The 21889-nt window shown below is 46.7% G+C and carries 18 protein-coding genes, 15 tRNA genes and 2 rRNA genes; 7 read left to right on the top strand and 28 right to left on the bottom strand.

Going from position 1 to position 21889, the window contains the following annotated elements; translation table 11 throughout:
- Positions 1–5: 5 nt before the first annotated feature.
- Positions 6–1142 carry a DUF445 family protein gene (locus tag KNP91_RS00175; protein ID WP_214765705.1) on the bottom strand — a complete coding sequence of 379 codons (1137 nt, stop codon included), beginning with the start codon at positions 1140–1142 and terminating at the stop codon, positions 6–8.
- A gap of 70 nt (positions 1143–1212) precedes the next feature.
- Here KNP91_RS00175 and KNP91_RS00170 point away from each other — a divergent pair, with 70 nt between their 5' ends.
- The 5 genes from KNP91_RS00170 to KNP91_RS00150 all read left to right on the top strand — a co-directional run bounded on the left by KNP91_RS00170 (position 1213) and on the right by KNP91_RS00150 (position 5178).
- Complete coding sequence (locus KNP91_RS00170) at positions 1213–2046, top strand: PucR family transcriptional regulator (RefSeq protein ID WP_214848103.1); 834 nt, start codon at positions 1213–1215, stop codon at positions 2044–2046.
- 122 nt (positions 2047–2168) lie between these two features.
- Positions 2169–3275: an ABC transporter ATP-binding protein gene (locus KNP91_RS00165; RefSeq protein WP_012369583.1), complete on the top strand. Its 1107-nt coding sequence runs from the start codon at positions 2169–2171 to the stop codon at positions 3273–3275.
- A 163-nt stretch (positions 3276–3438) separates the two neighbouring features.
- Complete coding sequence (locus KNP91_RS00160; protein WP_012369582.1) at positions 3439–4200, top strand: transporter substrate-binding domain-containing protein; 762 nt, start codon at positions 3439–3441, stop codon at positions 4198–4200.
- On the top strand, positions 4200–4847 hold the full coding sequence (locus tag KNP91_RS00155; RefSeq protein WP_012369581.1) for an amino acid ABC transporter permease: 648 nt from the start codon (positions 4200–4202) through the stop codon (positions 4845–4847). The genes KNP91_RS00160 and KNP91_RS00155 overlap by 1 nt, the downstream gene beginning before the upstream one ends.
- A gap of 142 nt (positions 4848–4989) precedes the next feature.
- A complete protein-coding gene (locus KNP91_RS00150) occupies positions 4990–5178 on the top strand; it encodes a hypothetical protein (RefSeq protein ID WP_012369580.1) in 189 nt (62 codons plus the stop codon).
- 77 nt (positions 5179–5255) lie between these two features.
- Here the strand turns inward: KNP91_RS00150 and KNP91_RS00145 are convergent, their stop codons facing one another.
- Both KNP91_RS00145 and KNP91_RS00140 read right to left on the bottom strand, forming a co-directional pair.
- Positions 5256–6152, bottom strand: coding sequence for an aldo/keto reductase (locus tag KNP91_RS00145; RefSeq protein WP_214765740.1), 897 nt, complete (start codon positions 6150–6152; stop codon positions 5256–5258).
- Positions 6153–6307: 155 nt separating this feature from the next.
- Positions 6308–8044 (bottom strand): phospho-sugar mutase, encoded by a 1737-nt coding sequence (locus KNP91_RS00140; protein WP_214848100.1) that lies wholly within the window; start codon positions 8042–8044, stop codon positions 6308–6310.
- Positions 8045–8143: 99 nt separating this feature from the next.
- Between KNP91_RS00140 and KNP91_RS00135 the strand changes: the two genes are divergently transcribed.
- Positions 8144–8965, top strand: coding sequence for a sulfurtransferase (locus KNP91_RS00135; RefSeq protein WP_214765714.1), 822 nt, complete (start codon positions 8144–8146; stop codon positions 8963–8965).
- A gap of 35 nt (positions 8966–9000) precedes the next feature.
- Here the strand turns inward: KNP91_RS00135 and KNP91_RS00130 are convergent, their stop codons facing one another.
- From KNP91_RS00130 to KNP91_RS00115, 4 genes are read right to left on the bottom strand one after another with little or no spacing between them, the layout of a single operon-like run.
- Entirely contained in the window at positions 9001–11427 is a 2427-nt protein-coding gene (locus tag KNP91_RS00130; RefSeq protein ID WP_012369576.1) for a glycogen/starch/alpha-glucan phosphorylase, read from the bottom strand.
- A 28-nt stretch (positions 11428–11455) separates the two neighbouring features.
- On the bottom strand, positions 11456–12907 hold the full coding sequence (gene glgA / locus KNP91_RS00125; RefSeq protein ID WP_214848098.1) for a glycogen synthase GlgA: 1452 nt from the start codon (positions 12905–12907) through the stop codon (positions 11456–11458).
- Positions 12908–12920: 13 nt separating this feature from the next.
- Positions 12921–14021 carry a glucose-1-phosphate adenylyltransferase subunit GlgD gene (gene glgD / locus KNP91_RS00120; RefSeq protein ID WP_012369574.1) on the bottom strand — a complete coding sequence of 367 codons (1101 nt, stop codon included), beginning with the start codon at positions 14019–14021 and terminating at the stop codon, positions 12921–12923.
- 13 nt (positions 14022–14034) lie between these two features.
- Positions 14035–15195, bottom strand: a complete 1161-nt coding sequence (locus KNP91_RS00115; RefSeq protein ID WP_214765718.1) for a glucose-1-phosphate adenylyltransferase — start codon at positions 15193–15195, stop codon at positions 14035–14037.
- Between the two features lie 205 nt (positions 15196–15400).
- On the opposite strand from KNP91_RS00115, the gene KNP91_RS00110 reads away from it, so the two are divergent.
- Positions 15401–17176, top strand: a complete 1776-nt coding sequence (locus KNP91_RS00110) for a transglycosylase domain-containing protein (protein ID WP_214765722.1) — start codon at positions 15401–15403, stop codon at positions 17174–17176.
- A 1-nt stretch (position 17177) separates the two neighbouring features.
- Here the strand turns inward: KNP91_RS00110 and KNP91_RS00105 are convergent, their stop codons facing one another.
- From KNP91_RS00105 to KNP91_RS00005, 21 genes are all read right to left on the bottom strand, one after another.
- Positions 17178–17744, bottom strand: a complete 567-nt coding sequence (locus KNP91_RS00105) for a DUF5366 family protein (protein ID WP_012369571.1) — start codon at positions 17742–17744, stop codon at positions 17178–17180.
- Positions 17745–17987: 243 nt separating this feature from the next.
- A complete protein-coding gene (gene trmL, locus KNP91_RS00100; RefSeq protein ID WP_012369569.1) occupies positions 17988–18461 on the bottom strand; it encodes a tRNA (uridine(34)/cytosine(34)/5-carboxymethylaminomethyluridine(34)-2'-O)-methyltransferase TrmL in 474 nt (157 codons plus the stop codon).
- A gap of 1 nt (position 18462) precedes the next feature.
- Positions 18463–18948, bottom strand: a complete 486-nt coding sequence (locus KNP91_RS00095; protein ID WP_214848096.1) for a methylated-DNA--[protein]-cysteine S-methyltransferase — start codon at positions 18946–18948, stop codon at positions 18463–18465.
- Complete coding sequence (gene queG / locus KNP91_RS00090) at positions 18938–20083, bottom strand: tRNA epoxyqueuosine(34) reductase QueG (protein ID WP_012369567.1); 1146 nt, start codon at positions 20081–20083, stop codon at positions 18938–18940. Before queG ends, KNP91_RS00095 begins: the two co-directional genes overlap by 11 nt.
- 95 nt (positions 20084–20178) lie before the next feature.
- Positions 20179–20249: transfer RNA gene (locus KNP91_RS00085), tRNA-Gly, on the bottom strand.
- A 40-nt stretch (positions 20250–20289) separates the two neighbouring features.
- Positions 20290–20360: transfer RNA gene (locus KNP91_RS00080), tRNA-Gly, on the bottom strand.
- Positions 20361–20364: 4 nt separating this feature from the next.
- A tRNA-Leu gene (locus tag KNP91_RS00075) sits at positions 20365–20445 on the bottom strand.
- 35 nt (positions 20446–20480) lie between these two features.
- A tRNA-Cys gene (locus tag KNP91_RS00070) sits at positions 20481–20554 on the bottom strand.
- Between the two features lie 6 nt (positions 20555–20560).
- Positions 20561–20635, bottom strand: a tRNA-Gly gene (locus tag KNP91_RS00065).
- Between the two features lie 8 nt (positions 20636–20643).
- Positions 20644–20715, bottom strand: a tRNA-Gln gene (locus KNP91_RS00060).
- 10 nt (positions 20716–20725) lie between these two features.
- Positions 20726–20798, bottom strand: a tRNA-His gene (locus KNP91_RS00055).
- A 10-nt stretch (positions 20799–20808) separates the two neighbouring features.
- Positions 20809–20879: transfer RNA gene (locus tag KNP91_RS00050), tRNA-Trp, on the bottom strand.
- Positions 20880–20883: 4 nt separating this feature from the next.
- A tRNA-Tyr gene (locus KNP91_RS00045) sits at positions 20884–20967 on the bottom strand.
- Between the two features lie 28 nt (positions 20968–20995).
- Positions 20996–21071, bottom strand: a tRNA-Phe gene (locus KNP91_RS00040).
- 7 nt (positions 21072–21078) lie between these two features.
- Positions 21079–21154: transfer RNA gene (locus KNP91_RS00035), tRNA-Asp, on the bottom strand.
- Between the two features lie 11 nt (positions 21155–21165).
- Positions 21166–21239, bottom strand: a tRNA-Met gene (locus tag KNP91_RS00030).
- 11 nt (positions 21240–21250) lie between these two features.
- Positions 21251–21325, bottom strand: a tRNA-Glu gene (locus KNP91_RS00025).
- 22 nt (positions 21326–21347) lie between these two features.
- Positions 21348–21438, bottom strand: a tRNA-Ser gene (locus KNP91_RS00020).
- A gap of 26 nt (positions 21439–21464) precedes the next feature.
- Positions 21465–21539 (bottom strand) — tRNA-Asn (locus KNP91_RS00015).
- Positions 21540–21545: 6 nt separating this feature from the next.
- A 5S ribosomal RNA gene (gene rrf, locus KNP91_RS00010) occupies positions 21546–21661 on the bottom strand.
- A gap of 93 nt (positions 21662–21754) precedes the next feature.
- Positions 21755–21889: ribosomal RNA gene (locus KNP91_RS00005) — 23S ribosomal RNA — on the bottom strand; the annotation flags it as partial.

Raw genomic sequence — 21889 nt, 5'->3', positions numbered from 1 at the left:
TTTTGTTAAACGATAAGAAGTATCGCTTGTATCATTCCAATTAAACCACCTAATAGTCCTCCAAGCCAAGTGATAGCCCGGAATTCTCTTCTTGAAATCGACAAGACGATTTCTTCCAGATACGCGGTATCGAGTAAATCGACTTCCTCCCGAACAATCGTTTCGAGATCAAGTGTCGCCATGATTCGTTCGACTTGTTCGACTAGACGGACTACCACTTGTTTAGAAAGCATCGGAACCATTTCTTGACTGATCCGGGCTTCAAGCGGTTGCAGTAGTTGATATAATTGCGTATCCCATAATTTCGTCAATGGAATACGCGTTAAGATCTCTGATTTCATCCGCTCGATGATTTGTCGTTCCGTCTCCGCTCCAAGCAGTTCTTCAACCGGCCGCTCTAGTAACACACTGATTTCTTGTTCGACCATTTCACTGATGAACTGGTGTGTCGACTTTCCTTGTATTACCCGTTTGAGTTCCGGTTGAATCATTTCCACGAGATTGACATTAGCCAGCAACATCCCGAACATGCCTCCGCCTAATTTACTTTGAATGAACTGAGCGACTGTTTCTTCCAGTTTCATTCTTCCGGCAGGACTGTCAAAGTACTGTTCGGTCTGGTGAAGTAATGCTTCAACAATCCCGGGAACCGCTGCCTTGATTTTTGTCGTTCCGCCATCCCCGATGACTTCTGTTAAACGTGCTGTTTTAATCGAAACAGCCATCGTTGCTAGTTCCTGATCAATCCGCTGTTCCATTTGATGTTGTAACTTACCTTCCGGATTCGTGACAAATCGTTCAGCAATTTCGCGAATCGTTTTCGTCGAGCGCGTCCACTTCTGTAACTCCTGCTGAATCATCCGGGTAATGGCTTCATATACGACCGGTTGCTGAAGCCGCTTGCTGATTCCTTCCGGAGTCAATAAATGTTTGACGACTGTTCGTCCGAGATTCGCCGCTAGTTCGTCACGACGTTTTGGAATTAAACCCGGTGTAAATGGAATGCGGTACTTGCCGATATACTTTGCTTCAAGCGGACGAAATAACATCCGGATTGCAAGATGATTGGTGATTGCTCCAATCAATGCTCCAATGATGATCATTCCAATCATCTTCATGACCAAATCAACTTCTACTTGCATAGATCCTCGTTCCTTCCGATTTTGGTATTGTGGTAAAGTCTTAGTAGAACTTTTTAGGGAGGCGCCTCGTATGTTACATCAATTAACCGTCTTATTTAAGGATCATCTCTCCACCGATCCTACCGTGTACTGTACCGATAAGTATACCGTATATCAGTTAGCCGATGGACTTCGTTTCGGGATTGAAAATATGATTCTTACCCCTCGTGAACTCGACTTACTCGACCTGATTGCAGAACGGGTCGTTACGTCTGATTCCGATCAGATTGTCACGTGGCGTCATCGGTTGGAACAACAGCACAGTGAAGAAGCAGACCCGTTTCGGATGATTCATTTCTTATTTGAACAACTTGACGTCCGGACCGGCGAAGATTTGCAACAACTGCTGACTTCTTTTTTTCATCCGTCGAGTTGGATCATCCCGTTAACATCCAATCGTCTTGTCGTCATTGAACGGGAAGAGTCTGTCACAGAAAATGATTTACATGATTTTTTTACAGCTCTCCAGTCTGATTTTCTGATGGACGGCAAGGTCTTGATCGGCCAACAACGCCAATCCGGAGACCTGGCAACTCAATTCCGGTTAGAGCAGGCTGCTTTACGTGAACTTCCCTTATTACACATTGAACGGTTCCTGCCTGCCTTGATGCGTTTGACGTTACTGTCAAACGAAGTTCGTGACGATTTGATTGAACGGTTTATCACACCGCTCGAACGCGAATCACGCGAGACGATTGATGCTTTTTGCCGCGCCAACTTAAATGTTTCCTTGACGGCTAAACATCTCTTTTTACATCGAAACAGTCTGCAGTACCGACTCGATCGACTGACGGAACAGACGGAAATCGATATCAGGTCATTTGAAGGAGCCATGTTCCTTTATACGTTGCTTCTCGTAGCATAGTGACCAAATGATAACGGTTACATTCAGTCATGTTGTCCATATGATTTTCATCCTGTATCTCCTATACTGAATCTTGTAAGCGTTATATTAACCGATTACTTAATTTACAGGAGGATGTACACATGGCAGATATTCGTCTTGAGCATATTGATAAAGTTTATTCAGGAACAGCAAAAGCAGTGGATGATTTTAACCTTCATATTAAAGATAAAGAATTCATCGTCTTCGTCGGACCATCAGGTTGCGGTAAATCGACGACATTACGAATGATCGCCGGTCTTGAAGAAATTTCGGGCGGAGATTTTGTCATCGACGGAAAACGCATGAACGACGTAGCGCCTAAAGATCGTGATATTGCGATGGTCTTCCAAAACTACGCCCTCTATCCACATATGAACGTCTTTGATAACATGGCATTTGGTCTGAAACTTCGGAAGTTCCCGAAAGACGAAATCAAACAACGTGTCGACAATGCAGCACGTATTCTCGGACTTGAAGAATATTTGGAGCGTAAACCGAAAGCCCTCTCTGGTGGACAACGCCAGCGTGTCGCGATCGGCCGTGCCATCGTTCGTGATGCAAAAGTCTTCTTGATGGATGAGCCGCTCTCAAACTTGGATGCAAAACTCCGTGTTCAAATGCGTAAGGAAATCATTCAGTTGCACAAACGTCTTGAAACGACGACGATCTATGTGACCCACGACCAAACAGAAGCGATGACACTTGCAACACGAATCGTCATCATGAAAGCCGGTCTGATTCAGCAAGTCGGAACTCCAAAAGAAGTATACGATCACCCGGATAACATGTTCGTTGCCGGTTTCATCGGTTCTCCGTCGATGAACTTCCTGACAGGTAAACTCGCGGAAGACGGTCTCTTCCATGTCACAGGTACAGAAGAGAAATTTGAAGTTCCTGAAGGTAAGATGAAAGTCCTCCGCGAACGTGGCTACACAAGTAAAGATCTTGTTCTCGGAATCCGTCCGGAAGATATTCATGCTGAATTGATCTATCAAGATACAAAAACAGCACACCGTTTCCCGGCCCATATCGAAGTATCCGAGCTTATGGGAGCCGAATCTTACCTCTACTCGAAAGTCGGTAATCAAGCGTTCACAGCACGTGTCGATTCGCGTTCACACGTCGAGATGGGTTCAGATTTAGACCTCTTCTTCGACATGACAAAAGCACATTTCTTCGATGCGGCAACAGAAGCAACAATCCGTTAATTTTTAAACGTTCAGTAACTGCAGTCAGGCTGTCCATTTATGGGCAGTCTTTTTTATTGACAGACGTTCCTGTAACTTTGTATGATACTGCTTGTAGTCTTAAATTAATCCTATTCGAAAACTAGGAATTGAAATCATTTATTCATTTAAAGGAGAGAGCGCTATGAAACACGGACTAAAGCTAGCAGTAGCAGCACTATCAACAGCGGGGGTGTTAGCGGCGTGCGGCGCTTCTAACGAAGAAGCAAACAAAGATGAAAAAGTCGTAACGGTCGGAACAGAAGCAACTTACCCACCATTTACGTATAAAGAAAAAGGTAAACTAACAGGTTATGATATCGATGTCATGAACGAAGTCGCAAAACGTGCCGGCTATAAGGTCGAGTACAAAGCAATGGACTTCAAAGGTTTGATTCCGGCACTCGATTCAAAACGAATTGACGTCATCGCAAACCAGATGGGTATCACAGATGAGCGGAAAGAAAAATATGCGTTCTCTGATGCCTACACAGTTTCCGGTTCAACAATCATCGTCAATAACAAAACAAATGACATCAAGACGCTTGAAGACTTAAAAGGAAAAACTGTCGGTTCGACACAAGGTTCGCTCTACGCGAAAACAGCAGAAGAAGCCGGTGCGAAAGTCAAGTACTACAAAGGCGCAAACCAAGTCTTGAAAGATCTTGAAGCAGGACGTGTCGACGCTGCCATGAACGATCGTCTGTTTGTCCTGACAGAACTTAAAAAAGCAGGATACAAAGTAAAAGCTGTCGGTGAGACGTTTGATAAAAACGAATCAGGTCTGATGATGGCAAAAAACAGCAAGTATGCTGAAGACTTCAACAAAGCACTCGCAGAGATGCAAAAAGACGGTACACTCGCAGATCTCGGGAAAAAATACTTTAACGAGGACATCAGCAAGTGATGGATTTGTTTACAATCGTCCGCGATAATGCGGACGTTTACGGAAAGGCGATTGGCACTACACTTCTTGCAAGTGGATTTGCCATCGTCTTTGCGCTTTTTCTCGGTCTGATTCTTGCCGTCATGCGGGATAGCCGTTTTGCCGTCTTAAGCGGTTTCGCACGATTGTATGTTTCTTTTTTCCGGGGAACTCCACTGTTGCTGCAAATCTTGATTCTATATAATGGTTTGGTCGTCCTGCAATTGACGGGCTTCCAGGCGTTGGCATTCGGTCTGTCGCTTCACTTCTCCGCCTATATCTCGGAATCCTTCCGGGCAGCGATTTCGTCTGTCGATCGCGGACAATGGGAAGCAGCAGATTCACTCGGCATCCCGCGCCGGAAGACGTTTAAGGACGTCATCCTTCCGCAAGCTCTTTCACGTGCCATTCCGCCCCTGTCGAACTCGGTTATCGATATCATCAAATCGACTTCGCTCGGGACAATCGTTGCCGTTGAAGAACTGACGTATGTGTCCGATCAAATTTCGGCGACGACGTATCTCGTCATGCCGTTACTGCTGTTCTCAGCTGCGATTTATTGGATTATGTCGACCTTAATTCAAGGGGTACAACATCGTCTCGAGGCACGATTCAGTATTCCGGAATAAAATTAAGGACACTTGGAATGACGACACATTCCAAGTGTTTTTTTTAATCTTTTTCAGGTTTAATACTAGCCAGCACGGGAATAATAAAGTATACTAATAAAAATCAGAATTATCTGATAACTTTAAAAGGAGCGTGGCCGAGATGAAACAAGTAATTGAAGCTTTCCGTAGACAAGATGCAGAGCAGCGGATTCCAGTGCTACGCCTCGAAATCGATTATGAGCTCAGTACGCTCTTCGATGCTATCCAAGTCCATGATCAAGCAGCTGTCACTGCCAGTAAAGAACGCTTAGATAAATATCGTCAGGAAATGCTTCGTCTCGAAGCATGACCCTATAGATACTCCCATCTCAACTCCCCCTTGAGATGGGACTTTTTTTTGTAAAAAAATAGCCCGAAGGCTATTTTTCAATCGACGTCCCGTCCACGGGAAGCTTTCAATATTTCAAACCACTGTTCACGTGACAGTTCAAGACGCGTCGACCGGACAGCTGATTCGATGCGATCAATTTTTCCGGAACCCACGATCGGCATGATACGCGCCGGATGTTTCAACAACCAGGCGTAAGCGACTTCATCGATGGTTTCTGCACCGATATCACGTCCGATTTCCTCAAGTTTGTCGCGAAGCGGAGCAAACTCCTCGTCTTTGAACAATCGCCCTCCGGCAAGCGGACTCCACGCCATGAGCGGCATTTCATTTTCGTGGCACAGATCAACAGAACCATCTTCGAAGTGCTTCAGTTCGGCGACAGACAGTTCGAGCTGGTTGGTGACGAGCATGAACGGCAGTCGTGATTGGATGAGGCTTTGCTGAGCCGGTGTATGGTTCGATAAACCAAACGTCCGGACTTTACCAGACTCCTTCAGTTCAACGAATGCTTCTGCAATTTCGTTAGGGTCCATCAATGGATCCGGACGATGAATCAATAACGTATCAATGTAGTCGACACCAAGCTCCTTTAATGAACGTGTCGCATGTTCAATGATATGTTCTTTTGTCGTATCGTAAAATGACAGTTTTTGATCAGAGAAATGGTTGCCCTTCATCTTGATGCCTGTCTTCGTAACGATTTCCATCCGTTCACGCAGTTCCGGTTTTAATGCCAGTGCTTCGCCGAACAATCCTTCATTCGTATAGTCGCCGTAAATATCAGCATGATCAAACGTCGTAATGCCTAGTGCTAAACATTGCTCAATTAACTCCAGTCGCTCTTCAACCGTCATGTTCCATTCGTTTAGCCGCCACAGACCGTGTATGACTCTTGAAAATGAAAGATCTTCCGTTAAGTGTATGCGTTCCATCATTACTCATCTCCCTATCTCTGTATGGTGCTTCAACGTTCACTTTACATGAATTTGGTAACGGTTGCACGATTTACGTCTTTCTTCCTGACGGGTACTAAAAAACGGCAGAGCATCAATCATGCTCTGCCGTTTTCCACTTTCAGTTTTAATGCTTATTGAATTTGTTCGACTTCTTGCATTACTTCATCTTCAATCATCTGACGTTTACGTGTTGTTTCTGCAGCGTCAGGTGATGTCACGCTGAAATAGAATTTGATTTTCGGTTCAGTCCCTGATGGGCGGAGGCAGAACCACGAACCGTCTTCCAACGTGAATTTCAAGACATTAGATTTCGGCAGATTGATCGGTGACGGCTGATGCTTCACCAAATCATGCGAAATGCTTGCATCGTAGTCTTCAAATAAGACGACTTTTTCACCCGCTACTTGTTTTGGCGGATGCTCGCGGAACGTATCCATGATCCGGCCGATTTGCGCGACACCGTCTTTCCCTTTGAGCGTCAACGAACGGAGTGATTCTTCAAAGTAACCGAACTGCTCATAGATGGCTTGTAATGCCTCGTACAGCGTCCGTCCTTCTTTCTTGTGATACGCTGTCATCTCGGCAGCAAGCAGGCAGGCTTGGACGGCATCCTTGTCACGACAGAAGTCGCCGATCAGATAACCGTAGCTTTCTTCATAACCAAACAGATATTCATATTCACCGGATTCATTGTATTGTTTGATTTTTTCACCGATGAATTTAAATCCTGTTAATGTGTTTTCAACGTGTAAGTCATAATGTCTTGCAATCAAGGCTCCGAGTTCCGATGTAACAATCGTTTTTGCTACAAAACCGTTTTTCGGCAATGTGCCTTGAGCCGCTTTTTGTGACAAGATGTAGTCGAGCAGTAACGCGCCGGTCTGGTTCCCTGTAAGAACGACCCACTCTCCGTCCGCATCACGTGTCGCAACACCGACACGGTCGGCATCCGGATCCGTCGCGAGTAATACATCTGCATCGACACGGTCTCCGTATTCGATGGCTAACTTAAATGCTGCATGTTCTTCCGGATTCGGAGAAGAAACAGTTGGGAACGCGCCATCCGGCTTCGCTTGTTCTTCGACGACCGTCACGTGTTCAAACCCGTAACTCTTCAATCCGACTGTGACCGGTACAAGCCCTGTCCCGTGAAGCGGAGTAAAGACAATTTTCAGCGGTGCCGTTAACTCGTCTTGAATCGTCGGTAAGACACGAATCGTTTTCAATTGTTCCTGGTATGCGTCATCCAGCTGTTCGCCGACACGTACGATCAATCCATTTGCACGCAAGACTTCTTCTGCTTCCAGTTCAATTGAAAGTTCATCTGCCACTTGATCGACATAAGAGACGAGGTCGTCCGCTTCTTTCGGCGGTAATTGGCCGCCGTCATTCCCATAGACTTTATAGCCGTTATATTCCGGCGGGTTATGACTGGCTGTAATGACGATTCCCCCTGCTGCCCGAAGTTCACGCACGGCAAATGACAGTTCTGGTGTTGGACGAAGTCCGTCGAACAAATAAGCTTTGATTCCATTACTGGCAAGCGTCTTCGCTGCTTCTAATGCAAACTCCGGAGAGTAGTGACGGGAGTCATGGGCGATGACAATCCCTTGCGCGACCGCTTCATCGCCTTCCGCCTTGATGAAGTCAGCAAACCCTTGTGAGGCTTTACGTACCGTGTAGACATTCATCCGGTTCGTTCCGACACCGATTTCCCCACGCATACCGCCTGTCCCGAATTCCAACTCTTTGTAAAAGGCTTCCTCGGCTGCTTTATCGTCGTTCGCGAGTGCCGTCAACTCTTCTTTTAGTTCCGTTTCCAGGCCTGCAAACTGATTCCATTTTTGATAGGTCTCTTTCCATGACATATAGTGTCCACTCCTTTAAGTTTGTCTGCATGAGATATTTGTTACGACTTGCGATAAAACGGTACCTTTCATATGATTACCTTAGAAAGGGTCAAGGTGATGTTCATGTTTCCAACCATTCAAATGACTGACTTGCAGCAACTTGTCCATACGGATCAGATTCGCTGGTTTGATTGTCGCTATGATTTGCAACATCCCGATTATGGTCGTGACGCGTTTAAGGTAAGCCATGTCGCGGGCGCACAGTATTTAGATTTATCAACTGATTTATCCGGACCGCGTTCTAAAACAGGCGGACGTCATCCACTCCCGTCCAAGGAGCAGTGGATCGGCACATTAGAGTCGCTCGGGGTCGAACGTGATGATTTTATCGTCCTGTATGATGACGGCTTCCCTTACGCCGCTCGTGCCTGGTGGCTCTTTAAATGGGCCGGACACGAACGTGTCGTTGTTCTCGAGGGCGGACTGTCGTCTTATCTCGCGTTCGACTTCCCCATGAGTACGGAATCAACGGTGTTTGAAAAGTCCACTTATCAAGCCGACTTTAAAGATGACATGCTCGTTCAGTATGAAGAAGTTAAAAATCGATCGGCAGAAACGTATCTCGTCGATTCCCGCTCACCCGACCGGTTCCAAGGTCAAAACGAAACGATTGATCCGGTTGCCGGTCATATCCCGGGTGCCGTGAACTGTTTCTTTGAAAATGCGATTTCACCCGACCGCCGCTTAAAAGATGCGGAAGATTTGAAAGAACTGTACGCTGATTTGCTAGAAGCGGATTCACCGATTCTTTATTGCGGCAGCGGTGTGACGGCTTGCGTCAATGTCTTAGCCCTGCACGCTTTAGGTAAAACCGATGTCCGGCTCTATGCGGGTTCTTACAGCGACTGGATCAGTCAAACCGATGAGGTCGCACGATAACGTACACGAAAGTCCGATTCTCATCGGACTTTTTTTTAGATTTGGACCGGTTTAATGTTCCAAATCGCATTCGCGTACTCTTTAATGGTCCGGTCGCTCGAGAAGACACCGGATTTCCCGATATTCATGATGACCATCTTGTACCATTTTTCAGGATCCTGGTAAGCCCGTCCGATTCTTTCCTGTGCTTGTTGGTAAGACAAGAAGTCTTTTAAAATCAGATATTCATCATTGTACGTCAACAGAGAATCATAGATGGCCTGGAACTCGCCTGTCGGGAAGAGCGAACCGTCCACCAGTCCGTCAATGACGCGACGCAGTTCAGGCTGTGCGCTGTATTGATCGTAAGCACTGTATCCGCCGTATTTTTTATAGTTCATGACTTCTTGCGGTGTCAGACCGAAAATGAAGATGTTCGGGTCTTCGACTTCATCCCGAATCTCGATGTTCGCACCGTCCAGCGTGCCGACCGTCAATGCCCCGTTCATCATGAATTTCATGTTACCGGTTCCTGACGCTTCATAACTTGCTGTCGAAATCTGTTCACTGACATCACTGGCAGGGAAGATTTTTTCTGCAAGCGAAACACGGTAGTTCTCAAGGAAAACGACTTTCATGTAAGGACTGACATCCGGATCCGAATTAATCAGATTCGCGAGAGCATTGATATAACGGATGACCTCTTTTGCATAATGATAACCAGGAGCCGCTTTCGCACCGAAAATAAACGTCCGCGGTGTCATCTGGAACGATTGATCTTCTTTTAGACGGTAGTACAAAGAATGAATATGAAGCGCGTTAAGTAATTGTCGTTTATATGCATGAAGCCGTTTGACTTGGACATCGAAAATCGAATGCGGATCCACAACGATTCCCGTCTCGTTCTCAATCAACTCTGCCAATTCCTTTTTACTCGCCAGCTTAATCGCCTGGATGTCCTGCTGAAGCGTACGATCCTCTGCGAATTTCGTCAGCTTTTGTAAATCGGACGGATGATTGATCCAGCTGTCTCCGATTGCTTCCGTCACACGGTTGGCAAGTGCCGGATTCGATAACAGGAACCAGCGGCGGTGTGTAATCCCGTTCGTTTTATTGTTAAAGCGAAGCGGGAACATCTCGTAAAACAACCGCATTTCGCGTTGCTTGAGAATTTCCGTATGGATTTGAGCTACACCGTTCGTTGAATGGGTACCGACGACAGCCAAATTCGCCATGTTGATCATCCCGTCTGCGATGATGGCGATTTCGCGCATGTTCGCTTCCAGATGCGGATAGTTATCAAGGACATCCTTACAGAATCGACGGTTGATTTCTTCGACGATCAGGTAAATACGCGGCAATAGATTGCGGAACAGATCAACCGGCCAGCGTTCCAATGCTTCCGAAAGCAACGTATGGTTCGTAAAGGACATGACACTTTTCGTGATCCGCCATGATTCTTCCCATGAATATTCTTCTTCATCAATCAATATCCGCATCAATTCAGGAATCGCAACGACAGGATGTGTATCGTTGATATGAATCGCGATTTGATTTCCCAGATGTTTCAGCGACGTATTTCGTTTTTTATGTGACAACAGGATACTCCGGAGTCCTGCCGAGACGAAGAAGTATTGTTGTTTCAGACGTAAGACTTTCCCCTCATATGTCGTATCATCCGGATATAAGAATTCGGAAATCGTCTGGATTGCCTGTTTATGGCTCAGCAGGTCTTTATAGTTACCTCGGTGTTGGCTTAACAGTTCATCATCGTCATACGGTGATTCAGCACTCCACAGACGCAAGTTATTGACGATCCCGTTCTGATAACCGACGATCGGCATATCATACGGGACAGCACGAACGATTTCTGCCGGTTCATGATGGACACGATACTTACCGCTTTCGACTTCCTCAAGCCAGACGTTTCCGCCAAACGGAATGTCGACCGCTTTGTCCGAACGGCGGATTTCCCACATGTTGCCATTCTTCAGCCAGTTATCCGGAAGTTCGACTTGGTAACCGTCGATGATTTTTTGTTTGAACAGACCATACTGGTAGCGGATACCGTTTCCGTGCCCCGGCAAGCCGAGTGCTGCAAGTGAATCGAGGAAACAGGCTGCTAAACGGCCCAGCCCTCCATTCCCAAGACCCGGTTCCGGCTCTTCTTCCGTCAAATCAGCCAAATCATAGCCGAGTTCCGTAAGACCGCTTCGTACTTCTTCCAACACATCGAGACTCAACAGGTTATTGTAGAGGAATCGACCGAGTAAAAATTCAAGTGAAAAATAATAGACTTGTTTACTTTTTTTGTGGATGTAGGTTTCTTTCGTCCGCATCCAGTCCGTCGTGACGTATTCCCGCACCATATAGGCCAATGTTTGGTACACATCATTTTCCGTCGCATCTTCAAGTGCCTTGCCATGCATGGAAATAAACCGTTCATTAAACCTCTTCTTGAACTTCTCTTTGTCTTTAAACATCCCAAAACCCCATTTCCCGTAATCTCCTTCAGTCAGCAGACGGTGCGATTAAACGATAGAGCGCCAAATATTCATCAGCGGATCGAATCCAGCTAAAGTCTTCTTGCATTGCTGTCTCAATCAGATGCTTGAATACAGGTTTATCATGATACGTCTCAATCGTCCGTTTAATGGCATCAAGGAACTCTTGCGCATTATAATTCGAGAACGAGAAGCCGTTTCCCTCTAAAGTGAACTGATTAAATGGTTGAACCGTATCACGCAAGCCGCCGGTTTCGCGGACGATCGGCAATGAACCGTACTTCATCGAGATCAATTGACTGAGACCACACGGTTCGAAACGTGACGGCATCAAGAAGGCGTCACTTCCGGCGTAAATCCGTTGAGCGAGTCCGACATCAAAACCGATGTAGGAAGCTACCTTATCCGGACGAATTGTTGAAGCATGCCGGAACAACCCTTCGTACTCCGCCTCTCCCGAACCCAAAATGATGAACTGGGCATCCAGTTCAAACAGATCCGGCAAGATATGGGCGAGTAAATCGATCCCTTTTTGGTCGACAAGGCGCGAGACAAAGCCGAATAACGGCACATCCGGATTGACCGGTAAGCCAAGTTCCTGTTGTAAGGCTGCCTTATTGGCTGCTTTTCCTTCTTCAACCGTCTTCACATCATAGTTCTCTACCAGATGTTCATCCGTCTCCGGACTGAACTGCCGGTAATCGATGCCGTTCAAAATCCCCCGGACATCGACGGCACGGTGTTGCAAGACGGGTTCGAGTGTTTCGCCGTAGTATGGATCCATGATTTCATCGCGGTAAGACGGACTGACGGTCGTAATTTGGTTGGCATGGACAAGTCCTGCCTTCATGTAGTTAACGAGTCCGTTATGGGCGATACCTTCTGCCGTAAAGTGTTCATGGCTGAGCCCGAGCAGGTCGCCAAGTACTTCTTCCGGGAACACCCCCTGATATTGCAGGTTATGGATCGTAAAGACCGTTTTGATTTCCTGATACCGGTTGAGGTGCTGGTAATGAATCCGCAGGAAGGCCGGCAGGACACCTGTCTGCCAATCGTGACAGTGAATGACATCCGGGACTTCTTCTGCGTCGACACGCTGAATCATTTCAAGGACGGCTCTTGAGAAATAGGCAAAACGCTCCGCATCGTCATAATGTCCGTAAATGACCCCATCACGCTTGAAGTAATATTCATTGTCGATGAAATAAAACGTGACGCCATCTTGTTTTAGACGCAAGACTGCTCCAAACTGCTGACGCCATCCGACCGGAACGATGAAATCAAATAAAAATTCCATTTCCAGTTTGTATTGTTCTTTAATTTGACCGTAGTTCGGTAAAATGACCGAAACTTCCGCACCCTCTTCAGCAAGCGCTAAAGGGAGCGAGCCGACGACGTCAGCTAGCCCCCCTGTCTTGATGAATGGTGTCGCTTCTGTGGCAGCAAACCATACCTTCATGATGACATCCCCTTTAAACGATTGTTTGTTTTTTAATGACAATCGGTTCTTCCGCAGTTCCGCGGATGACTTGTCCGCGCTTCACTGTTACCTCTTTGTCAAGGATCGCGTATTCAACGACTGCGCCTTCTTCGATGACTGATTTTTGCATAATGATCGAGTTTTTGATCCGCGCATGTTTCCCGACTTTGACGCCACGGAAAAGGATACTGTCCGTTGCTGTTCCTTCTAGCTTACATCCGTTTGCGACAAGCGAATTCTTGATGGTCGATCCCGGTAAATAACGTGTCGGCGGTTCGTGTTTGATTTTCGTATAGACGTGTTGGAAGTCATTGATGGCTCCCCACTGCTCAAGCAACAGCATGCTTTCACGGTAATACGAGCGAAGGGAATGAATCACCTGTGATGTCCCTGTGTATTCATAACCGTGAACATGAAGTCGGTTTAACTGGGAACGGATGATGCTTTGCAGCAAATCATATTCCCCGCGGCCGATTGCTTCGTCAACGAGACGGACAAACAAGTTTTTCGACAGGACAACCGTTTCCATGTAAAATGTCTCGTCCGATGGTTCGTATCCGCGTGAACCGATTGCCGTCACGCGATTTTGATCACTGAACCGAATTGGACGGCAGTAGTTACACGGCAAGTCGCGTTTAGTGTAAACAACCGTAATATCAGCGTTGGATGCTTTATGTTCACGCAAGACATCGCGATAATCGACCGCAGATAAAATATTTGATCCTGAAATTACGACATAGTTCTCTTTACTGCGTAAAAAGAAGTCGCGATGTAAATGGAAGTTTGACAAATCACCACGGAATTCATGGGCATCTTGCGATAAAGCCGGCGGGAAGATATAGAGTCCTCCGTTTGACCGGTCCAAGTCCCATTCTTTGCCGGATCCAAGATGATCCATCATGGCGCGGTATTTCTCAAGTGTAAAGACACCGATATTCGCAATCTCATTTTGAACCATGTTCGTTAATGTGAAATCGATGAGTCGATATCGACCTGCGAATGGTACGGCAGCCAAGTTGCGGTGTTCCGTCAATTCTTTAAAGAATCCTTCTTCACCGCTCAGATTGATGACTCCTAGTAAATCTGCTTTCATCGGTACTTCCCCCTTATTGGATCGCTTCTTTGACGACTTCATTTTTTGGAATGATACTGTTTGCTTCGATGACGAAGACTTCACCGTCCGGTGTTCCGATTGTTGCTCCGTCTTCCACGACGACACCGTCTGCAAGGATTGCCCGATGGATCGTGACATCTTTACCAATCTTCACGTTCGGGAAGATGACCGAATCCTTCACGAGAGAGCCTTCTGCGACGTCAACGCCGTAAAAGAGAACCGAGTGATTGATTTCGCCTTCGATATGGCATCCTTCGTTAATGATTGAAGTATCGATCGAAGCATTGTTCCCGATATATTGCGGCTGTTGGTTTGGATTGACAGAATGTACTTTCCAAGACGGTTCGTACAAGTCGAACTCCGGATCTGCTGCAAGTAAGTCCATGTTGGCTTCCCAAAGCGACTGGATTGTTCCGACGTCTTTCCAGTACCCTTTGAATTTGTAGGCACGAATGTTTAAGTTTTCAAACAACATGTTCGGAATGATGTTTTTCCCGAAGTCAAAGCTTGATTCTGCGTCCCCTGCATCCTGAATCAGGTGGCGTTTCAAGACATCCCAGTTAAAGACGTAAATCCCCATCGAAGCCAGGTTCGATTTCGGATTTTCCGGTTTTTCTTCAAATTCATTGATTCGAAGATCATCGTCCGTATTCAGGATACCGAAGCGCGGTGCTTCTTCCCAAGGAACTTCACGAACAGAAATTGTGACATCTGCTCCCCCTTGACGATGTTCCTCAATCATTTTTTCGTAATCCATCTTGTAGATGTGATCCCCTGACAAGACAAGCACGTAATCTGGATCGTATTGGTTGATGTAACTCATATTACGGTAGATGGCATTTGCCGTTCCTTCATACCAGTTTTTCCCGTTTTGAGCTTGGTATGGCGGCAGGATCGTTAATCCACCGTTACGGCGGTCAAGGTCCCAGGCACTTCCGATTCCAAGATAGCGGTTCAGTTCAAGTGGTTCGTATTGCGTCAAGACTCCTACTGTATCGATTCCTGAGTTCGTACAGTTGGATAACGGGAAATCGATGATTCGATATTTCCCTCCAAACGCGACCGCTGGTTTTGCTGTGTGTTTCGTAAGTGCTCCTAGACGTTTTCCTTCTCCGCCAGCAAGCAACATCGCGACGACATTCTTTTTAGCCATTTCGTCCCCTCCAGTTTGTGCTCTTTTTTTACATCAATCATGTGCTCTAATTTATACAGATACTCTTATATACCCACCTTTTCTCTTTTTAATATAACATTCCTGCAAAATAGGTTTATTAAAATACAAATTTCTTAAATTTTTCTACTGTTTTCTCCAAAAAAGACCGATAATAGGAATGAAATGCCGTTTGAAAGGAGTTTTCATGAGAATCACGACAGGATATGCCCTAGTGTTGGCTTTAGCTTTTAGTTTAGTACTAACACTTTTTTCAGTGCGTAATCAGTTGGATCTTGCACAGGATTTGTTCAGTTGGGCAGATCAAAAAACGACTGAACGTCCCCTTGCTTCCTATCAACCGATTACTGTCACGTACCAAAAAGAGCGCCTCGAACTCTATGACGGAATGCGCCGGAACGATTTGAAGGCAAGTGCTCTGCCGCCAAAGGTAGCGCAGGCTTTCATCGCGATTGAAGATCAGCGATTTTATCAGCATGACGGTTATGATATCACCGGTATTTTGCGAGCGTTTACAGAAAACCAGTCCGGTGACAACAAAGGTCAAGGGGGAAGCACCATCACCCAGCAATTGGCACGGATGACTTATCTTTCCACCGAGAAAACCTATACTAGAAAAATAAAAGAAATCTTAATTGCAATGGAACTTGAGCAAAAATATTCTAAAAAAGAGCTTTTAACCGCATATGTCAATCAAGCCTATTTCGCGAATAATATTTACGGTATCGAGCTCGCAGCCACATCATATCTCGGAAAACATGCGGAAGATTTAAGTTGGGCGGAGGTCAGCTATTTGGCTGCGATTCCAAATAATCCGTCCCTTTACAATCCGTTGCGGTTTCCGAAAAACACGGGCAAACGTCAACAGCGTATCTTAAAAGCGTTGCAACAGACACAGGACATTCCAAATAAAGTCCGAAAACAGTCCATCAACGTTTCATTCCATAAGCCGATCATCCGTTATCCTGATTACATCGATGCCAGTGTATCGGAAGCAATCCGCCAGACAGCTGACTTAAAAAATTTGAACATGTCACAGGCTGAGCAGTATTTACATCAACACGGTGCCGTCATCCAAACATATCTTGATCCCGCAGAGCAGACTCGGGCCAAACAAGCGATTCAACGACTTCCCCGGCCGATTGAAGGCGCTTACGTCGGAATCGACGGGGATACACGCGGTGTGACGGCACTGGTCGGTAATAAATCCAATGTACCGGGTCAGCTCAATCGGGCGGTTCAATCTTATCGTCAGCCCGGCTCCACCTTAAAGCCGTTGCTTGTTTATGGTCCTTACCTCGAAAAGACCAAAAAAACGTTAACGAGTCGACTGGATGGAAGTCCTGTTTGTTTTGACGGATACTGTCCGCAAAACAGCAGCAACCGGATTCTTGGCAGCGTGACGATTGCCGATGCGATTGCATACTCCTACAATACACCGGCCTTACGTGCTTTTTCTGTTTCGTTCAACGAGGGATTAAAGACCATCCGACCGTTTCGATTCAGTCAGTGGACCGAAGAAGATAATTCATACAACAGTGCGCTCGGCGGGCTAAAATACGGTGTCAGTCCACTTGAACTCACCAATGCCTACACCACCCTTGTCAATGATGGACTGTACAGTCCCTCCTCGATGATCCGCACCATCACGACGGATCAGGGAACCCTTTACCGTCATGTGATGTCAACGGACCGGATTTGGTCGAGTCGAACAAACCAGTTACTGCGTAAAGGGCTCCATAACGTCATGACATACGGTACAGGGCGGTTGGGTTACGATCCCGCCCCGGCTTATATCGGAGGCAAGACAGGTACGACGAACGACAATAAGGACATGTGGTTTGTCGGTATGAAAAATCAACATGTCGGCGGAATCTGGATTGGGGCGGACATCCCCCGTGCCTTCCCGAGTGAAGCCAACAGTACGTTACAAGTCAGGACATGGGCTTCGATCGTCCAGTGACTTATTTCGGGAAAAGAACAGCCTGTCCAAGCGAATTAAACAGGCTTAGTCCGACCCATGCCAGTCCGGCAAGTAACATGCCCCATGCCAGGAAAAGAAAGACGACTAATCCGATGGCCCCTGCAGAGGAAGTCATTTTACTGATTTGAAACACGTAAAAGAAAAAATAGATTAAAAAAGAACCGGCCAGTACGAGACAGACTAACGGAAAAGATGTCATGAACGCAAAACTAATGCATCCTCCAACCAACAGGAGAATACTGCCGGGACGTAACATACTCAACGTCGTTCCGACCTGTTCTTTAATGAAAAACGCAAACCCAAGCTGATTAATCGTGTCTGAAATCAGTTTCAAGGAACTGAAAATCATAAAATAAATGATTAAAAAGCCGAGCCATACGAGTAACTTCGTGTTACGTGCACTGAGTATTTGCAGTAACTCGTCGTAGACCCCGACGTTGTTCAGCCATGTCAGTGCAAGCTCTGACGTAGCAATCGCAAGAGACGTACTGAACAGCAGGATGCTGATCAGCGGGGCATAACTCAATAAGTAGACGTTCGTCCGCATTTCGAATCTCCATTCATAGAAATTTCATATGTAGCACACAATTACACTAGCAAGTATACTATAATAGATTATATCGGTTATTGAGACTAAAGGGGGAAGCAAAAATGGCATTTATTTTAATGGTAGGCGTTAGTCTCGCTTTCTTGACAGCGATTTTCACTGCAGGCTACAATAAAAAACCTGAAGGTAACGAATAAAACAAATCCCCCTGCCCGGTCATTCGGGTCAGGGGGATTTGTTGTTTTACAATAGATTGGCATATCCTTGTTGTCGGAGCGCTTCATACACGATGATTGCGGCCGTGTTCGAGACATTAAGCGAACGTACAAGATTCGATTGCGGAAGACGGATGCATCGTTCCAGATTCTCATCGATGACGTTTAACGGCAATCCTTTTGTTTCCCGTCCGAAAACGAAAAAGTAGTCTTCTTCAACGTTCGACAAATCGACTTGGCTTGGATATTTCTCTCCATACTTCGTAATATAGTAGAACGTCCCATCCGGATGTTTATCCCATAATTCTTCTAACGAATCATGATACCTGACATCAACAAACTCCCAATAATCAAGACCTGCCCGTTTCAACTGTTTATCATCCGTTGAAAATCCAAGCGGTCGGATTAAATGCAAGACGGAATGCGTTGCTGCGCATGTCCGTGAAATGTTACCTGTATTTTGCGGAATTTCTGGTTGATACATAACGACGTGAATAGCCATATTAATTCTTCTCTCCTAACTCATGCGCAAGCAGCGCTTCTTTATGGGCAATACCGCTGGCAAACCCCGTCATTTTACCGGATGCCCCAATAATCCGGTGACACGGATAAATCAAAGCAATCGGATTCCGGTTCAAGGCCCCACCGACGGCACGGGCCGCCTTGTCGGAACCAATCATTCGTGCAAGTTGTCCGTAACTGGCTGTCTGTCCGAACGGAATCGATCGTAAAGCCTCCAAAACACGGTGCTGAAAAGCAGTCACTTCCAGGCGACAAGAGATGGTATTCAATGCTTCCGGCTGTCCCTGTTCATAGGCATCCAGTGCGTCGGCCAGAAAATCAGGCAACGATGCCTCATAGTAAGCAGCCGGATCAAGATACTTCTTCAGACGAGCCATATCATGTCCAAAATCAAGATAGACGACTTCCTCTTCTTCCCAACCGATGACCAACTCACCAAACGTATATGACATCTTTTTATATGGCATGTCCGTTCCCCCATTCCTCAAGCAAACGGTTCCCTTCCACTTGAACATCTTCAGCAGAATCCGTCAACAGTCGTTTTTGAATGTAGTCTTCCGCTTCTTGACCGGCAATCCGACCGACAGCCCAAATCGCAAGCGCCCGCATATCTTCGCGCTGATCGGTTTCGGCCATCAACCGTAAAGCATCAAGTGCCGTCCGGTCCTGGTAATGAACGAGCGCACAGACGGCATTCCGTTGAATCGGTTTTTTTCCGCGCCATGCGCCCGACAATGAACCGAACCGTGATTTAAATTCGCGATTACTGAGTGAAAGCAACGGAATCAATAACGGTTTGACCTGTTCCGGATCGGGTTGCAGTTCGCTGTGCTGTGTCGCATTTTTCTTGCGGTTATAGGGACAGACTTGCTGACACGTGTCGCATCCGTATAGACGATTCCCTAAAGCATATCGGAAATGCTCGGGAATGAGTGTCTTCGTTTGTGTAATAAAGGAGATACACCGTTTTGCATCGATGACACCCGGTTCAATCAGTGCATCCGTCGGACAGGCATCAAGACATTTATTACACGAACCGCACAGTTCTTCCACAGATTCATCCGGCGGCAGATATTGATCTGTAATCAGTTCCCCGAGATACAGATAAGAACCATGCTCCTCACTGATGATGGAACAGTTTTTCCCGCTGAAGCCGATACCGGCCCGTTCTGCGACTGCCCGGTCCACCAGTTCCCCCGTATCGACCATCGAACGGGACCGGGCTCCGGGTGACAGCTCCTGAATTTTTTCTTCGAGCAGCGTCAAACGCTGTTTTAAAGCTTGATGATAGTCAAGCCCCCAGGAAGAGCGTCCGAAGATCCCGCGCCGTTCTCCTTCTTTTCCGCGTGGTGCGTCTTTTAGTTTACTGGGATAAGCAACAGCAATCGCAATGATGGAGACAGCATCTTCAAGCAATAATGCAGGTGTCGTCCGACGTTCGAGATCCGGTTCTTCAAACCCGGAAGCATATCCTTTTTCTTGCTGTTCCATGAGCCGTTGCTTCATGACTAAAAATGGATCGGCTGTCGTCACTCGAAACTCATCAATTCCGATTTCTTTTGCATACGCTTGTAACTCTCTTTTTAACATGTCTCCACGCATCTGATCTCTCCTTTCCCTTATTGCTTTGAATAATATAATGGCTAAACAAAAAGAGCAAAGTGTCAATTAAAACGACACTTTGCTCTTTTCAGGTAAGCGGGTGAAGAGAATCGAACTCTCATCATCAGCTTGGAAGGCTGAGGTTTTACCACTAAACTACACCCGCATAATCAGATAATTCTTGAATGATATTGTAAAAAGGTAAAAGCGGGTGAAGGGAATCGAACCCTCATCATCAGCTTGGAAGGCTGAGGTTTTACCACTAAACTACACCCGCAAGATACCGGTGGTCGGAATCGAACCGACACTCCAAAGGAACACGATTTTGAGTCGTGCGCGTCTACCAGTTCCGCCACACCGGCACAATCTCTTGCAAAACTATTTAATTAAAAATGATTGGAGGCGCCAGTCAGAATCGAACTGACGATAGAGGAGTTGCAGTCCTCTGCCTTACCACTTGGCTATGGCGCCATTTATTGGAGCGGAAGACGGGATTCGAACCCGCGACCCCGACCTTGGCAAGGTCGTATTCTACCACTGAACTACTTCCGCACAAAAAGCTGGGCTGGAAGGGATCGAACCTTCGCATGCTGGAATCAAAATCCAGTGCCTTACCACTTGGCCACAGCCCAATAATAAAAGGGCGACTGATGGGAATTGAACCCACGAATGCCGGAATCACAATCCGGTGCGTTAACCACTTCGCCACAATCGCCATAATAAAACAGGGGCAGCAGGAATCGAACCCGCGCTGACGGTTTTGGAGACCGTAGTTCTACCGCTAAACTATGCCCCTAAAGTGGTGGGGGGGGGCGGATTCGAACCGCCGAACCCGAGGGAGCGGATTTACAGTCCGCCGCGTTTAGCCACTTCGCTACCCCCCCACAAATGGGAAAACATTTAAAAATCATATGGTGGCTTTGGACGGAATCGAACCGCCGACACGAGGATTTTCAGTCCTCTGCTCTACCGACTGAGCTACAAAGCCTTAACAATGGCGGTCCTGACGGGATTCGAACCCGCGATCTCCTGCGTGACAGGCAGGCATGTTAACCGCTACACCACAGGACCGTATGTAATAATTGCGGGGGCCGGATTTGAACCGACGACCTTTGGGTTATGAGCCCAACGAGCTACCAGACTGCTCCACCCCGCGATGATAAAAAATGGTGACCCGTACGGGAATCGAACCCGTGTTACCGCCGTGAAAGGGCGGTGTCTTAACCGCTTGACCAACGGGCCATCTTAATAATTAAAAATGATATGGCGGAGAGCAAGGGATTCGAACCCTTGAGACGCTTATGACGCCTACACGATTTCCAATCGTGCTCCTTCGGCCACTCGGACAGCTCTCCATTGCATGTGGTGAAGAAGTAATTAATGGCTCCGCAAGTAGGATTTGAACCTACGACCTACCGGTTAACAGCCGGTTGCTCTACCACTGAGCTATTGCGGAACGATCGCCTGGCAGCGTCCTATCCTCACAGGGGGAAGCCCCCAACTACTTTCGGCGTTCAAGTGCTTAACTTCCGTGTTCGGCATGGGAACGGGTGTGACCACTTGGCTATCGCCACCAGACATCTATTATCTTAACATTATGTTTCCATAACGTCAAGCATTTTTTTGAAAGGCTCGCGCCCTCAAAACTGAAGTCATCAACAATGCATCTGCTAGAACAAGGCCTCGACCGATTAGTATCACTCAGCTCCGCATGTCGCCATGCTTCCACCCGTGACCTATCTACCTCATCGTCTCTGAGGGGTCTTTCTTGATTACTCAAAGGGAAATCTCATCTTGGAGGGGGCT

The organism is Exiguobacterium sp. s138 (assembly GCF_018618775.1).
Taxonomy (GTDB): domain Bacteria; phylum Bacillota; class Bacilli; order Exiguobacteriales; family Exiguobacteriaceae; genus Exiguobacterium_A; species Exiguobacterium_A artemiae.
Note: the sequence above shows the minus strand (reverse complement) of the source record. Positions and strands in the feature narration are given on the sequence as shown.

What these genes read in the sequence shown, in the direction of transcription:
- queG (WP_012369567.1), bottom strand. Translation starts at nt 20,083, where the DNA reads ATGCGTGGAGACATGTTAAAAAGAGAGTTACAAGCGTATGCAAAAGAA.
- KNP91_RS00110 (WP_214765722.1), top strand. Translation starts at nt 15,401, where the DNA reads ATGAGAATCACGACAGGATATGCCCTAGTGTTGGCTTTAGCTTTTAGT.
- KNP91_RS00130 (WP_012369576.1), bottom strand. Translation starts at nt 11,427, where the DNA reads ATGTTTAAAGACAAAGAGAAGTTCAAGAAGAGGTTTAATGAACGGTTT.
- glgA (WP_214848098.1), bottom strand. Translation starts at nt 12,907, where the DNA reads ATGAAGGTATGGTTTGCTGCCACAGAAGCGACACCATTCATCAAGACA.
- glgD (WP_012369574.1), bottom strand. Translation starts at nt 14,021, where the DNA reads ATGAAAGCAGATTTACTAGGAGTCATCAATCTGAGCGGTGAAGAAGGA.
- KNP91_RS00160 (WP_012369582.1), top strand. Translation starts at nt 3,439, where the DNA reads ATGAAACACGGACTAAAGCTAGCAGTAGCAGCACTATCAACAGCGGGG.
- trmL (WP_012369569.1), bottom strand. Translation starts at nt 18,461, where the DNA reads ATGGCTATTCACGTCGTTATGTATCAACCAGAAATTCCGCAAAATACA.
- KNP91_RS00105 (WP_012369571.1), bottom strand. Translation starts at nt 17,744, where the DNA reads ATGCGGACGAACGTCTACTTATTGAGTTATGCCCCGCTGATCAGCATC.
- KNP91_RS00095 (WP_214848096.1), bottom strand. Translation starts at nt 18,948, where the DNA reads ATGCCATATAAAAAGATGTCATATACGTTTGGTGAGTTGGTCATCGGT.
- KNP91_RS00150 (WP_012369580.1), top strand. Translation starts at nt 4,990, where the DNA reads ATGAAACAAGTAATTGAAGCTTTCCGTAGACAAGATGCAGAGCAGCGG.
- KNP91_RS00165 (WP_012369583.1), top strand. Translation starts at nt 2,169, where the DNA reads ATGGCAGATATTCGTCTTGAGCATATTGATAAAGTTTATTCAGGAACA.
- KNP91_RS00170 (WP_214848103.1), top strand. Translation starts at nt 1,213, where the DNA reads ATGTTACATCAATTAACCGTCTTATTTAAGGATCATCTCTCCACCGAT.
- KNP91_RS00115 (WP_214765718.1), bottom strand. Translation starts at nt 15,195, where the DNA reads ATGGCTAAAAAGAATGTCGTCGCGATGTTGCTTGCTGGCGGAGAAGGA.
- KNP91_RS00145 (WP_214765740.1), bottom strand. Translation starts at nt 6,152, where the DNA reads ATGGAACGCATACACTTAACGGAAGATCTTTCATTTTCAAGAGTCATA.
- KNP91_RS00155 (WP_012369581.1), top strand. Translation starts at nt 4,200, where the DNA reads ATGGATTTGTTTACAATCGTCCGCGATAATGCGGACGTTTACGGAAAG.
- KNP91_RS00135 (WP_214765714.1), top strand. Translation starts at nt 8,144, where the DNA reads ATGTTCATGTTTCCAACCATTCAAATGACTGACTTGCAGCAACTTGTC.
- KNP91_RS00140 (WP_214848100.1), bottom strand. Translation starts at nt 8,044, where the DNA reads ATGTCATGGAAAGAGACCTATCAAAAATGGAATCAGTTTGCAGGCCTG.
- KNP91_RS00175 (WP_214765705.1), bottom strand. Translation starts at nt 1,142, where the DNA reads ATGCAAGTAGAAGTTGATTTGGTCATGAAGATGATTGGAATGATCATC.